The sequence below is a fragment of the Streptomyces sp. NPDC051776 genome (assembly GCF_040681345.1).
In the GTDB taxonomy this organism is placed as follows: domain Bacteria; phylum Actinomycetota; class Actinomycetes; order Streptomycetales; family Streptomycetaceae; genus Streptomyces.
Window position 1 is genome coordinate 64,206 of the sequence record NZ_JBFAYQ010000017.1, and the last position, 13,211, is coordinate 77,416.

Here is a 13,211-nt window from a genome sequence, read left to right on the forward strand (position 1 = left end):
CCATCACTCGCCGTCCGGCGCGGCGTACACCCGGCGGACGCTCGAACCGAGGCGTGCGACGTCCGCCCCGTAGACATGGATCGAAATCGCCGTCGTCGTACCGGCGTTACGGACCCGGTGGATGTCTCCCGGTGGCGCGAATCCGCAGACCGCGCCCTGGGGGTTGAGGACGTCCTCGGTGGCGACCAGGTGCGCGGTGCTGCCGTCCGGGACGAGCCGGTACCGCCGCTCGCTCTCCTCGCCCTCGTGGACGCCCGTCACGCACCACGACACGTGATCGTGCACCGGCGTGCACTGGCCGGGCAGCCACACCAGAGCCACGACGGAGAAGCTGCCGTCGCTCTGGGCGTGCAGGACGTGCTGACGGTAGCGGTCGGGGTGGCCCTCGCACTGTTCGGCGGTGAGCAGCCCCGGTGTGCCGAGGAAAGGGGCGAGCCGCTCGGCGACCAGATAGGCCGTCAGATCCGGCGGCAGGCCGCGCCCGACGGCCTCCCGTATGCCCTCGACAAGTACGCCGAGCCGCGGGGTGGTACGGCCGCCGGAGGCTCCGGGCCCCGTGGTCGGGGCGGAACTGATGGGGGTGGCGGAGAAGTTCATACGGGCAGCGTGCGACCGCCGGATTCATCAGGTCCAACGACAGTTCGTTCGCCCACCCCCAACGTCCGCTAATGGAAAGGAGGATGAGAAGGCCTGTCGTCAGCAGCCCGTGCGGGCCGCGGCCACCGCCTTCAGCTCGTCGAGCACCAGCGCGGTGGCGGGGATCCTCAGATGCTCGCGGAGCACGTACCCCGACACCTGCCGCCGGGTGTGCGGCTCCACGGCGCGTCCGGTGACCTTCTCGTGGCAGAGGAACGACAGCACCAGGGCCGGCATCACGGCGATGCCGACCCCCGCCGCGACCAGGCTCTGCACGACGAGGTTGTCGTCGGTGGTGAACGCGACATCCGGAACGAAGCCCTCCTCCGCGCAGGCGTGCAGGAAGTTGGCGCTGCAGCGCGGGCAGCCCGCGATCCAGCGCTCGTCCCTCAGGTCCCGCAGATGGACCGACCGGCGCCGGGCCAGGGGGTGGCCGGTCGGCAGCAGCACCGTCAGCATGTCCTCCATCAGCGGGATCTCGGCCAGTTCCTCGGGCACCTCCGCGCGCAGCCCGGGATAGGTGAAGGCGAGCGCGATGTCGCACTCCCCGCGCACCACCCGCCGCAGCGAGGCGGGCGGTTCGCCCTCCTGGAGTTCCACATGCACCCCGGGGTGCTCGCCCGCGAGCCGCGCCATGGCCTCCGGGATGAGGGTGGCACTGGCGCTGGGGAACGCGCAGACCCGCACGCGCCCGGAGCGCAGCCGCGCGATCGCGCCGAGCTGGGCCTGCGCGGTGGCGAGGTTGTCGAGGATCACCTCGGTGTGCCGGGAGAGCGCTTCCCCCGCCTCGGTGAGCTGCATCCGCCGGCCGACCCGGGTGAACAGCGGCGTGCCGACGGATCGTTCGAGCGCCTTCATCTGCTGGGTGATGGCGGGCTGTGTGTACCCGAGCGACCGCGCGGCCGCCGAATACGACCCGGCCCGGACCACTTCGTGGAACGTCTTGAGGTGCCGGGAGTCGAACACCCTTGCATCATAAGCAGATTTTTGTGTGCTCCAAGAATTCCTGTACCGATTCTTTTAGGTCATCTCTGGGGCCGCCCTTTGCCCGTATACGACGGTCCCGTGCCCGTTCGGTGACCGGACCCGGACACGCGCGACGGCCGTTCGTGAACGGCGTATGGCAGTCGTATGACAGCCCGGCCAGGCCCGTTGATGCGCGGCGAACGGCCCGCTTACGGTCGGGGAACGCCACAGCACCCCGGCCGTGTGCCCGAGTGGTTGAGGGGCTCGCCTGCAAAGCGAGTTACGTGGGTTCGAATCCCGCCACGGCCTCCAGTGCCTTGACCAGGCAAAAGGAAAGGGCGGCACCCCTCCGGGGGTGCCGCCCCCGGTCGTCCGTCCCAGTTCCCGTCTCAGTTGGCTGGTACGAGAGCGCCGGCCGTTCGATCACTGTGAAGACGAGGGGTTCCAGCAGGCGGTTGCCATGGTCCCGCCCGCCGCTGATCAACAGAGGGCAGCGGCTCAAAACATGGGACGTCCGACGGTGCTTGAGCTCGTGACCATGTCAAAGCCGCCGGCAGGGATCTTCGCATCGTAAGTTTCGCGAGAATGGGCGCTGTGAAACTTGATGATCTGGCCACTCTCGTTGCTGCTGGTGCGGCTCTCCTGACGTCGTTCGGGGTCCCGGCCACATACCTTCAGGCCCGCTCTGCACACGCCGCCGCAGAAAAGGCAGTGGAGGCAGCGCAGATCGGCGCTCGTGCACTCCACGCGGATGCCCGCCGGACCGCCCAACGGGAGGCGTTCATATCCCTGCTCACAGCCGTCGACGTGTTCGGGAGAACTGCTACACACCGCTACATCTTGCCGATCGCCTCCGACATATCGAATACAGACCTCGAAGAGTCCACTGTGGCCATGTTCGAGGCTTTCGACGAGCTCACCAAAGCTGTTGCGCTCGTGAACCTCGATGCCCCTGAGGTGCTCCTTCCGACTGTGCAACGGCTGAGGGACCACGCTGGCAGCCTCACCTGCGCGTGTCAGACGGATGACAGCGATCATGACGACGAAGCACTCTGGTGGGTCGCGGGGGAACACGGCGACGAAGAAGTCCCTACCGACACAGTCATTGAGCTCTTCAACTCCGCACACCAGGAGTTCGTCAAAGAGGTGCGTCACTATCTGAACGCTGACACTGCCGGCGGCACAAGTGACTGATCCGCGACGTCAATGGTGCGTGTCTGCGTCGGTCTGCAAGGGGCGGCACCCCAGACGGGTGCCGCCCCTTCGCTCTGCTTGCTGCCGGACCCTGAGCACACAGGTCTCCGGGAACGTCACGCGCACGGGGGGGCCTCACCTTCGGGCCCTCAAGGCCTTCCTGGGATCACTTGGGGCTGCGGACGGTATAGGTCGCGCCGCCGGTGGCGCTCCCGTCACGGTCGAGCAGCACACGAAGCGTGGAGGCGGCGGCCTTCAGCCGGATGCTGCCCGTACCGATCTCGCCCGCACAGCGGATGTGTTCGACCGCCCTCGCCCTGCCGGAGACGCCGGAGAGCGTCATGGTGCCGTGGCCCAGGCAGGCGGCGTAGACCGTGATGCGCTGCCCCGGCTTCACGTCGACGTCCGTGCCGGGGATTCCCGACCGCAGGCTGCCGCGCGCGGTACCGAGGTGGGACGCATCGTCGTCCTCGTCCGGCAGGACGTTGTGGGCGCGGTCCGCCAGAAGGAAGTCACGTACGGTCGCGGGGGCGTCGCGGACTCCCTGCACTGTGTACCCCATGGCGCCCTTCGTGCCGTGTGCAGTGGCGGTGATCCTCACGCGGCTCTCGTGGACGGCGAAGACGAAGGGCTGCGGCCATGACGCGTCGTCCGGGCAGCGGGCGCGTGCCGTCTCCGTACCGCGGCCGGTGTCGACGGCCAACGTCACGCTTCCGCCGCCGGTGCAGGCCACATCCACCTTCACGGACTGCCCGGGCTTCACCCCGGCGTCGTAGGCGCCCTGCACGGTGCCCTGGCGGCGCGGGCCCACCGCCAGGCCGACGCGCTCCTCGTCGGCGAACGTGCCCTCGGGATCCGGATTTCTGAGGACGGCGTCGATCAGTTCGACCTGCCGCTTCTCGACAGCGCTCAGCTTCTCCCTCTGCGAGCCGCTCGTCGGCGTCGCACCGCGGCTTTCCTCTTCGCCGCTGCAGGCCGCCGCTCCGGCCAGCATGCCGACGGCGACGGCTCCCGTGAGGAGGGCCGTGCACGCGCGCGAGAGCGGAATGGGATTCACGGTTCCGGTGCTCCTTCGCCGCGGCTGTTGCCTCGACCCGCGGCTGCCCCGGAACCCTAGGCGGGCCGGACCCTTCACTGCATGGGCAGCCCTTACTCATCCCCGGGGCAGCCCCCGCCCGGTTCCGCTCCGCGCAGGACGGGCGGGGTCTGTGCAGGGTCTAGGCGATTTCGCTTCCCGCCACGGCCTCCGGTCCCCGTCCATCCGAAGGGTCATGGCCGTACCGGGCGAGCGGACGCATCCGGGCCAGGACCAGAGCCGCCGTGGCCAGGAGCACGCTCGCCCCCACCCACATCGCCAGGTGCAGACCGCTGACGAAGGCGCTGTCGACGGCTCGTTCGGCACCGGACGCCAGGCCCGTGGTTCGGCCGAGGCCCGTGCTGCCGCCCGCGTGACCGCATGCGCCACGGCGTCCGCGTCGACGGGGCTGCCGGGCGGCAGGCGGTCCCGAGGGCGGTGGCGAAGCGCGCCGTCAGCGCCGCGCCCATCACCGTGATCCGGCCACACCGCCCACCTCGCGCAGCATGTTGACCGCCGCGGAGGCCATGCCCGCCTCGGCAGGCGCCACCGCGCGCATCACCGCGATCGAGATGGGGGTGAACGCCGAAGCCATGCCCAGCCGAAGCCACGCCCAGCCGAAGCCATGCCGAGTCCGAAGCCATGACCAGCAAAGGGCTGTGACCCACAAGGGGCCGTTTCCTGACCCGTGCGGGCCGTGTCAGCGAGGCGTCGCCACCGCGGCCTGGGGACGGATCGGGAGACGGTTCACCGGGCGCCCGGTCGCCGCGCGTACGGCCGCCGCGACCGCGGCCGGGGAGGTCACCACCGGCACCGCGCTCGCCGCCTTCGCGCCGAACGGCGCCACGACATCCCGCTCCTCCACCAGCTTCACGATGCGGATGTCGGGTGCGTCCAGCGCGGTGGGGAGGGGGTAGCCGGTCAGGTCCGGGCGGCGGACGATGCCGCGCGAAGTCCGCAGGTTCTCGGTGAGGGCGGCACCGAGGCCCTGCGTCACTCCGGCCTCGATACGGGCCGTGAGCTGGCGCGGGTTGAGCACCCGGCCGACGTCCTGCGCCACGGCCATCTCCACCACGCGCACCGAGCCCAGTTCGATGTCGACGTCGACCACGGCCCGCACGGCACAGAAGGCAAGGCCGACGAACGCGTCGCCCTGGCCCGTCTCGTCCAGCCGCTCCGTCGGGTGCGGGCGGCACTGTGCGGTTGCCCACAGCTCCTTGCCGTCGAGTGTCTCGGCGACCGTCGTCGACAGCACCCCGTCGTACGAGGTGATCTTGCCGTCGGCGATCGACAGCAGCTCCGTGGACATCCCGAACTTGTGCGCCAGCGGCTGGAGAAGCTGGGTGCGGACCATCTTGGCCGCGCGCTCCACCGCACCGCCCGACACCCAGGTGTGGCGCCCGTGGCAGGCCGGGCCCGCCGGCGGCTGGTCGGTGTCGACCGAGGCGACGTGCACCTCCTCGACGCCCAGCACCTCCTGGACGATCTGCCGGGCGAGGGTGGAGAAGCCCTGGCCGGTCTCGACCGCGGCGCAGATCACAGTCGCCTCACCGCCGTTGACCTTGACCGTCGCCGTCGAGACCTCGTCCGCGCCCTCCGCGCCGAGCATGTGCACCATGCCGAGCGCATAGCCGACGCCGCGGCGGACCGCGCTCGGATCACCCGCGCCCTCGGGGCCGCCGGGCAGCAGCCACTCCTCCTCCGGGGCGTCCTTGGGCAACGGGGGCAGGGGAGCGTCCCGTACGGCGTCCAGGAGTTCGGCCACGGGGGCCGGGCAGGTCACGGTCTGACCGGTGGGCAGCAGATCGCCGGTGGCCAGGACGTTGCGGCGCCGCAACTCCACGGGATCCAGGCCCAGTTTGGCCGCCAGCTTGTCCATCTGGCCCTCATAGGCGGCGCACACCTGCATTGCGCCCTCGCCGCGGACATGGCCGGAAGGCGGGTTGTTGGTGCGCACGGCCCAGCCTTCGACGAAGGCGTGCGGCACGACGTACGGACCGGCGGCGAAGGCGACCGCGGCGGCGAGCGAGTCGGCGGAGGAATCCGCGTACGCCCCCGCGTCGAGCAGGATCTGCGCCTCCACCTTGACCAGGCGCCCCTCGGCGTCGGCGTGGTGGCGGTAGCGGAGCAGGGTCGGGTGACGGTGGGCGTGGCCGAGGAAGGACTCCTCGCGCGTCGCGGCGAGCTTCACCGGGCAGCCCGTGCGCAGGGCCAGCAGCCCCAGCGGCAGTTGCATGCCCGCGTCCTCGCGGTCGCCCATCGCGCCCGGCACACCGGTGACGACGACCTTGACGCGGTCGGGGTCGAGACCGAAGCAGGCGGCGGCGAGATCGCGGTCGGCGTGCGGGTCGGTGGAGGCGGTGTAGATCTCGACACCGCCGTCCGGGCGCGGTACGGCGAGGCCCGCCTCGGCGCCGATCGGTGCCGGGTCCTGGCGCCCGACGCGGTACAGACCCTCGACCACGACCTCGCCGCTGGCCTCCGGGTCGCCGTAGCTGAGCGGGATGTGGCGGATGAGGTTGCCGTCGGGGTGCAACGGCTCGGCGCCGAACGCCTTCTCGGGGTCGGTGACCGGCTCCAGCACCTCGTACTCGACGGCGATGGCGGCCGCGGCCAGCCGTGCGGTGTCGGGGTGGTCGGCGGCGACAGCGGCGATGGGCTCGCCGTGGTGACGGACCACGTCCTTGGCGAAGACCGGACGGTCGCAGACCTGCCGCCCGCCGCTGCCGCGGCCGTGGCTGGGGTCGCCCGGCACGTCCTCATGGGTCACCACGGCCCGTACGCCCGGCATCTCGGCCGCCTGGCCGGTGTCGATCGACACGATGCGGGCGTGCGGGTGCGGCGAGCGCAGTATGGCCGCCCACAGCAGGCCCTCGGCCCACAGGTCGGCCGCGTACGGGAAGGTGCCCGTGGTCTTCGCGAGCGAGTCGGCCGGGGTGAGGGACGCCCCGAGGCCGTGGGCCGGGCCCTCCTCGGCGGGTGCCGGGCCCTCGCCGACGGCCGGGGTCGCGGTGGCCGCGTCAGGACCGGTCATCACGCTGCCTTTCCGCTACCGCTGGGATGTGCTGGGAATCCGATGGGCGCCACCGGACGGTGGCCGCGTACGGGACGGGGCCGCCGGTGGCGGCGCGCCGGGCCCGCGTACGGGACGGTCGTTCTCATCCGCTCCGCCGCGGGGGGATACGGACCCGCGGCCGGGGTCCGCCGGTACGGCCTGCCGGTGCGGGCGGTCATGCGGGGCCTCCCGCGGAGCCGTTGCCGTCGTAGGGGCCCGCCTGCTGGGGAATGCGCGGGGTGTCCTCCCCGTCCTCTTCCGCATCGGCCGGGTCGACCCGGCTCTCGACGACCTCGCGCACGGCGTCGAGGATTCCGCGGTAGCCGGAGCAGCGGCACAGATTGCCGCAGATGGCCTGACGGGTCTCGAGTTCGGTCGGCGCATGGTTGCCCTCGAGGAGGTCGTGCACGGTCATCGCGAGTCCAGGCACGCAGAAGCCGCACTGAACGGCGCCGCTCGAGGCGAGGGCGCGCTGCACGTCCGAGGGCACGCCGTCGGCGGCCAGCCCCTCGACCGTACGGACCTCGCTGCCGGCCGCGGTCGCGGCGGGCACGAGGCAGGACGCCACGAGCCGCCCGTCGACCTGGACGGAACACGCGCCGCACTCCCCCTGCGAGCAGCCGTCCTTCGCCCCGGCGAGACCGAGACGCTCACGCAGGACGTACAGGAGGGACTCGCCGATCCAGGCGTCGGTGACGGGGCGGTCGGTGCCGTTGACGCTCAGGACGTACGAGGCGTGGGGGTGTTCGCTGTGCTCGTCGACCGCGTCGTCCTGCGCGGACGTCGCCTCCGCCTCGTCCCGGGCTCGGGCTTCGGCAGCTTCGTGCCCGGCGGGGGCCTGGGCAGCTTCGTGCCCGGCGGGGGTGGCCGCTTCGTGCCCGGCGGGGGTGGCCGCTTCGTGCCTGGCGGGGGTGGCCGCTTCGTGCCTGGCGGGGGTGGCCGCTTCGTCCCGGGCGGGGGTGGCCGCTTCGTCCCGGGCGGGGGCCGCCGGTGTGGCGGGGCGGTGGGCGGCGCGGCCGGGTGCCTCGCCGCCGGTGTCGCCGGGGGCCGAGACGGTGCCCTTGCCCGTGCCGTCATCCGTGCCGGGCCGGGCGCCGTTGCCGTGCCGGGCGCCGCGGCCGGACCGGCGGCCGGAGCCGGTGCCGCCCGGTGTGGTGCCGCCCTGGGTGGCCCCCTCCTGGGTGGCGCCGTCGTCCGTGCCGGCGGGTGCGGCGCCGTTCGATGTGCCGTTGCCGGACGCGGGCGCCCCCACGCCGGGCGCGGTCACGAAGCCGTTGGCCGCCGAGGGCATCGAGCCCGTCAGCCGGTTGATGACGTCCTCGGCCGCGCGGCCCGGCAGCGAACCGCCGTCGGGTGGGCGCGGGGCCGCGGGGCGCGGGGCGGGGCGCGGGGCGGTGTCCGTGCCGGCGTACGACGAGGCGCCCGTCGCGCCCGTGCCGTCGGTCCGCTCCTGCCGCTCCTGCCGCCCGCCCGGCTCCGCAGGCGACGGGTCACCCGCCGGTTCCTCGGCCGCTCCGGAGCCGCTGCCGGACTTCCGACGGGTCTCCCCGCCCGCGCGGCCCGGGAGTTCGGTCCCGCCGGCAGGAGTCGGCCAGGGGCCGGACTCGCGCGGCCGGACGCCGCGGGTGTCCGCGTCCGCTGCCTCGCCACGGGCCTCGGCGGCCGCACCGCCCGGTCCGGTGGCGAGCTTGCGGCGTCCGGTGCCACCGCGTGCGGAGCGCGGCTGCTCCGGCCCGCCCGAGGGCTGCCGTTCGGTGGTCCAGCCACCGGAGGTGGTGCCGGTGGAGCCTCCCGACGTCCCGCGGGTTCCGGTGTCACGGCCCACGGCCGTACCGCTGCCGCTCTGCTGCCACGGCGAGGATCCTGTGTCGCCGCCGGAGGACTGCGGGCGTGCCGGTGTGCTCTCGTCCAGGCGGTAGGTGCCGGACTCGTCGGTGCCCGGTGTACCGGCGGTGGGGACCGACCACTGGCCCGTCGGGGCGGCCTGGGCGTTCCAGTCGCCCTGCCGTCCGTGCCCGCCGCGGGTGTCCTGCGCGCCGGGGCCCGCGGAGTGCGACGGAGGCGTCGACTGCACGGCGGAATCGGGCAGTTGCTCCCCCGCCGGAGGAAACGTCCACTGCTGCGTGAGGCCGGTCGGTCCTTGTTCGCCCTCCGGCCCGCCCTGCCCGTACCACTGCGGGTCCGGCGCCGACCGGCCGCCGCCGTAAGGCGCGGCGGGGCGCGCACGGCCCTCGACCAGATACTCGCCCGACTCCCCCACGGGGTCGTCCGGCGCGATGGGGACACTCCACTGCCCCTGGGCGGCCGCACCGCCGGCGTCGCCCCAGCCACCGCCCTGCCCCGCACCGGTGTCGGCGAACGGCATCGTCCACTGCCCCGTCGCGCGGGGGTCGTCCGGCGCGGAGGGGTCCGAACCGCGGCCGCCGGAGCGCCCCTGGGAGCCGGACGCACCGGACTCCGGGGTGAGCGACGGCGGTACGTAGCCATGGCCGCCGGGTGCCGCCAGGGGGTCGGCCCCGGGTGGTACGGCGGAGGGGTCGAGCAGATTGTCCGGCAGGCGCACGAAGGCCGTGGTGTCCGAGTCGTACTCGCCCTGCGGCAGGGGCTCCCAGCCGTGCGGCCCGCGCTGGGGGTGCGGCCCCTGCGAACCCGATGGCGGCTGCTGATCGGAACTCATGCGGGCCCCCTCCCCACGCGGCGGCTGCCCACGCGGCGGCGAGCCGCTGCCGCCACCGTGCGCCCGGCGTGCGGCGCGACGGTCGGGACGGCGGACGGTTCTGCACTCATGCGAGCGCCCTCCCCAGTGCTCGGCGGGCCAATGCCGCAACCGTACGCCGTAGATGCAGGACCGCGGGCGGCAAGGGCTGCGGCTCGGCCCCTCGACCGTCCGGCGGCCGGGACCCCTCCGCGGGCTGCGGATCCGGGATGCAGGCGGCGGCGACGTACTCGCCGAAGGCCGCGCACGCCTCCGGTGCAAGGGTGCGGGACCCGTCCCAGTCGATGAGTCCCGCGACCCAGCGCTCGGCCTCCAGCGGGCGCAGCGGCATGGGGGCGACGGCCCCGACCGCACAGCGCACATTGCGCCGGGCGGGATCGAGCACCAGGGCGACGGAGGCAGTGGCGCGGCCGGGCCCCGTCCGGCCGGTGGCCTTCAGATAGGTCTGCGGCGCGTGCAGCAGCGGCACGCGGACGAAGCCGACGATCTCGCCGGGCCGCAGCATCTCCATGCCCGCGAGCAGATGGCTGACCGGGATCTCGCGGCGGGAGCCCTCGGGCCCGGCGATGATCAACGTGGCTTCGAGGGCGGCGAGTACGGGCAGCGCGTCGCCGGTGGGCGCCGCGGTGACGATGTTGCCGCCGAGGGTTCCGGCGTTGCGGATCTGCGGCGGGCCCGCGGCGCGCGCGGCGGCGGCCAGGGCCGGGATGAGGGCCGCGAAGTCGGGCCGCCCCATCCGGGCGTGGGTGAGGCCCGCGCCGAGCAGGGCGTGCCCGTCCTGGTACTGCCAGCCGCGGATCTCGCTGATCCGGCCGAGCCCGACGAGCCCGGCGGGCCGCAGGAGGCCGGAGTTGACCGAGGCCATGAGGTCGGTCCCGCCCGCAACGGGCACGGCGGCCGGCATGGCGGTGAGCGCCGCCACGGCCTCGTCGAGCGAGACCGGCAACGTCACCGTCTGCGCCGCCTGCGGTGCGTGCGTGGTCAACCCAGCCCCTTCCCGATGTCCCGCCTGTGCGCCGTACGGTACGTGCTCACAGGCCGGACGTGGCAACTCTGGCACATCTTCACCGGCCCCCGATGCGAGGGTCCACGAAGGGCAACTACGTCCCGAATTGGCGTTTGGTCCACTTTCACTCCGTGTTGGTCGTGAGTGCTGATTGCCATGTTTCGGGGCGCCTTGTGCGCGTTCTGCGTACCGGGGTCACGCTTCCAGGGGTGCGGCTCGAACGGTTCGCCTTTGCCTGCGGCTCACACGATCGGGGGCGCCTCCTCGATCGGACGTCCGAGGCCGACACCTTCGGGTGCGGGACGTCGCCGCAGGGGGCGGGCCCGTCCAGCGGCCGGTGGCCGACACCCAGAGCGTTGAGACGTCCATAGCGGGAGGTCATGCGGGAGGCGAAGCTTACGAAGTCCCGCTCGGCGGGCGGCGGGAGGGCGGACCAGGCGACCTCGGCGAAGGCGGCGAGGCGCGGGAAGACCCGGTAGCCCACGCGGGCACCGCCCTCCGTCACCTCGGCCCGGATGGCGGCCCGCGTCCCCAGCACCCGGGCCGCTTCCCCAAAGGTGAGCTGCGGCGGCACCGGGTCGAAGCGGTAGACGTCCTCGAGGGTGCGGACGTAGCCGATGGGCATCGGCTCGTCGTCGCCCGCGTCCTGGCGGCGGTCCGGATACACCTGTTGTTCGGGCACTTGACGACGTCGTGGCCCGCGCGCGGCCGCGATCCCGCCCGCGTACCCGCGCCATGACTCAATCGCGGTCCCTTCCGCAAGGCCGGAATCCGCCCTTCTCGACGCGCCTTCCGTGGCTGCCGCACCGGCTCCGGCACCCTCCGGGATCTCGTCCCAGCCGATGAGGCGGCGGCCACGGTCGGCCGCCCGGCGAAGTGCCGGACGAACCAGCCCTGCAGGGCCTCCTCGTAAGCGAGCCACGGCTGCCGGATGCGCGCCTTGGCAGCCGGTGACGCCTTCCCCCAGCACTGGTGTTGCAACATGCACAACAGACGTTTCGGGCTGCACAACACACAGGAGGTTGTGGGGGGTTCGGCACACCGGGCAGGTGGTCTGTACCGATTCGGCTCGATCGGCCGGTGCCCTCCCGATGGCAACCGGCCGCCCACGGAGGCGGCTTGGGCCCCGGGCGGGGGTGAGTCCCAGGCGCGGCTTGAGCCCCTGGCACGAGTCGGGGCCCGCTCGCGAGGCGGGGCCCCTGACAGCACGGAACCCCGGCGCGCCTTGCACGCCGGGGCCCATCGCCCCTCGCACGCCGGGGCCCGTCGCCCCTCACCCCGCGGGCCCCGGCCCGCGGTGGCGCATGTGCCCTGAGGGCACTACTTCTTGTCGCCCTTACTTCTTGTCGCCCTTGCCGCCCTTACCGCTCTTGTCCTTGTCGCCGCCGGCGCCCATGGACTCGTAGATCTCCTTGCACATCGGGCAGACGGGGTACTTCTTCGGGTCACGGCCCGGGACCCACACCTTGCCGCAGAGCGCAACGACGGGCGTACCGTCCAGCGCGCTCGCCATGATCTTGTCCTTCTGGACGTAGTGGGCGAAGCGCTCGTGGTCGCCGTCGCCGTGCGACACCTGCGGCGTCGGCTCTACCAGGGTTCCGGTGCCTGCTCCGCGCTCGGGCTCGAGAGTGCTCATGTCTGCCAAGGGTACTCACGCCCGCGGAAAGCAGGGAGCAGTGGCGCCGCACGTCCTCGGGGCGGAGCCCGCCACCGGGCGGGAGCCGGGGGCCGCGGCACGAGGGCGAGGAGCGCCGCCTCCGCGCACAGCGCCCCCACCGGGATCCTCACCACGTCGTACGAGCCGGAGGCATCCCGCGGCAGACCGCCGAGGAAGGCAACGAGCCCCGCGCCGAGCCGGCGCGGGTCGTTCGCTCAGCCGGTGCCACCCCCAGCGGTAGCCGGGGCGGGACACCCCCCAGCGGTAGCCGGGAGAGCCGGACGCCGCGGGCGGACGGCCTCTGAAGACGGGGCCTAGTTCAGGCTCGGGTCGTCCGGATACGTGGCGACCATCGCCAACTCGTTGCGCTGGCGCCGCAGAACCGAACGCCACAGCTGCTCGGGGTCGGGGGAGGAGACGTCACCGGGCTCGGACTCCACCACGTACCACGCGCCCTCGACCAGTTCGTCCTCGAGCTGGCCGGGACCCCAGCCCGCGTAGCCCGCGAAGATGCGCAGCGACCCCAGCGCCGCCGCCAGCAGTTCGGGCGGTGCCTCCAGATCGACCAGGCCGATCGCGCCGTGCACCCGGCGCCACCCCAGTGGCCCCTCCCCCACCGGCGTGCCCGCCTCACCTGGGACGACGGCGACCCCCAGCGCCGAGTCCAGCGACACGGGGCCGCCCTGGAAGACCACACCGGGCTCCCCGGCGAGTCCGGCCCAGGATTCGAGGATGTCCCCTACGCCGACCGGGGTGGGCCGGTTGAGGACGACGCCCAGCGACCCCTCGTCGTCGTGGTCGAGGAGGAGTACCACCGCACGGTCGAAATTCGGGTCGGCTAGCGCCGGTGTCGCGACTAGCAGACGTCCTGTGAGGGAGGACACCTCGGTCATGACGACATGATCC

The 13,211-nt window shown here is 73.2% G+C and carries 10 protein-coding genes, 1 tRNA gene and 1 pseudogene; 2 read left to right on the forward strand and 10 right to left on the reverse strand.

Annotated elements, in window-relative coordinates; all coding sequences use genetic code 11:
- Positions 1–3: 3 nt before the first annotated feature.
- Both AB0M26_RS15880 and AB0M26_RS15885 read right to left on the reverse strand, forming a co-directional pair.
- Positions 4–597, reverse strand: coding sequence for a cysteine dioxygenase family protein (locus AB0M26_RS15880; RefSeq protein ID WP_365260655.1), 594 nt, complete (start codon positions 595–597; stop codon positions 4–6).
- Positions 598–696: 99 nt separating this feature from the next.
- Positions 697–1,602, reverse strand: coding sequence for a LysR family transcriptional regulator (locus tag AB0M26_RS15885; RefSeq protein ID WP_365260658.1), 906 nt, complete (start codon positions 1,600–1,602; stop codon positions 697–699).
- A gap of 237 nt (positions 1,603–1,839) precedes the next feature.
- Here AB0M26_RS15885 and AB0M26_RS15890 point away from each other — a divergent pair.
- Positions 1,840–1,914, forward strand: a tRNA-Cys gene (locus AB0M26_RS15890).
- 273 nt (positions 1,915–2,187) lie between these two features.
- Complete coding sequence (locus tag AB0M26_RS15895) at positions 2,188–2,796, forward strand: hypothetical protein (protein WP_365260661.1); 609 nt, start codon at positions 2,188–2,190, stop codon at positions 2,794–2,796.
- Positions 2,797–2,962: 166 nt separating this feature from the next.
- Here the strand turns inward: AB0M26_RS15895 and AB0M26_RS15900 are convergent, their stop codons facing one another.
- The 8 genes and pseudogenes from AB0M26_RS15900 to AB0M26_RS15935 form a co-directional block, all read right to left on the reverse strand.
- Entirely contained in the window at positions 2,963–3,853 is an 891-nt protein-coding gene (locus AB0M26_RS15900) for a hypothetical protein (RefSeq protein ID WP_365260664.1), read from the reverse strand.
- A gap of 487 nt (positions 3,854–4,340) precedes the next feature.
- On the reverse strand, positions 4,341–4,466 hold the full coding sequence (locus AB0M26_RS15905) for a hypothetical protein (RefSeq protein WP_365260667.1): 126 nt from the start codon (positions 4,464–4,466) through the stop codon (positions 4,341–4,343).
- A 105-nt stretch (positions 4,467–4,571) separates the two neighbouring features.
- A complete protein-coding gene (locus AB0M26_RS15910) occupies positions 4,572–6,905 on the reverse strand; it encodes a molybdopterin cofactor-binding domain-containing protein (protein ID WP_365260670.1) in 2,334 nt (777 codons plus the stop codon).
- A 196-nt stretch (positions 6,906–7,101) separates the two neighbouring features.
- Complete coding sequence (locus AB0M26_RS15915; protein ID WP_365260672.1) at positions 7,102–9,603, reverse strand: 2Fe-2S iron-sulfur cluster-binding protein; 2,502 nt, start codon at positions 9,601–9,603, stop codon at positions 7,102–7,104.
- A gap of 106 nt (positions 9,604–9,709) precedes the next feature.
- Complete coding sequence (locus AB0M26_RS15920; protein WP_365260675.1) at positions 9,710–10,627, reverse strand: FAD binding domain-containing protein; 918 nt, start codon at positions 10,625–10,627, stop codon at positions 9,710–9,712.
- 263 nt (positions 10,628–10,890) lie between these two features.
- A pseudogene (locus AB0M26_RS15925) lies at positions 10,891–11,614 on the reverse strand (family 20 glycosylhydrolase); the annotation flags it as partial.
- A gap of 370 nt (positions 11,615–11,984) precedes the next feature.
- A complete protein-coding gene (locus AB0M26_RS15930; protein WP_360849049.1) occupies positions 11,985–12,284 on the reverse strand; it encodes a DUF3039 domain-containing protein in 300 nt (99 codons plus the stop codon).
- A gap of 335 nt (positions 12,285–12,619) precedes the next feature.
- Complete coding sequence (locus AB0M26_RS15935) at positions 12,620–13,198, reverse strand: YqgE/AlgH family protein (protein WP_365260678.1); 579 nt, start codon at positions 13,196–13,198, stop codon at positions 12,620–12,622.
- Positions 13,199–13,211: the final 13 nt, after the last annotated feature.

Coding starts and splice junctions, on each gene's coding strand:
- AB0M26_RS15905 (WP_365260667.1), bottom strand. CDS start 4,466: ATGGCTTCGGCGTTCACCCCCATCTCGATCGCGGTGATGCGCGCGGTG.
- AB0M26_RS15910 (WP_365260670.1), bottom strand. CDS start 6,905: ATGACCGGTCCTGACGCGGCCACCGCGACCCCGGCCGTCGGCGAGGGC.
- AB0M26_RS15895 (WP_365260661.1), top strand. CDS start 2,188: ATGGGCGCTGTGAAACTTGATGATCTGGCCACTCTCGTTGCTGCTGGT.
- AB0M26_RS15930 (WP_360849049.1), bottom strand. CDS start 12,284: ATGAGCACTCTCGAGCCCGAGCGCGGAGCAGGCACCGGAACCCTGGTA.
- AB0M26_RS15915 (WP_365260672.1), bottom strand. CDS start 9,603: ATGAGTTCCGATCAGCAGCCGCCATCGGGTTCGCAGGGGCCGCACCCC.
- AB0M26_RS15935 (WP_365260678.1), bottom strand. CDS start 13,198: ATGACCGAGGTGTCCTCCCTCACAGGACGTCTGCTAGTCGCGACACCG.
- AB0M26_RS15880 (WP_365260655.1), bottom strand. CDS start 597: ATGAACTTCTCCGCCACCCCCATCAGTTCCGCCCCGACCACGGGGCCC.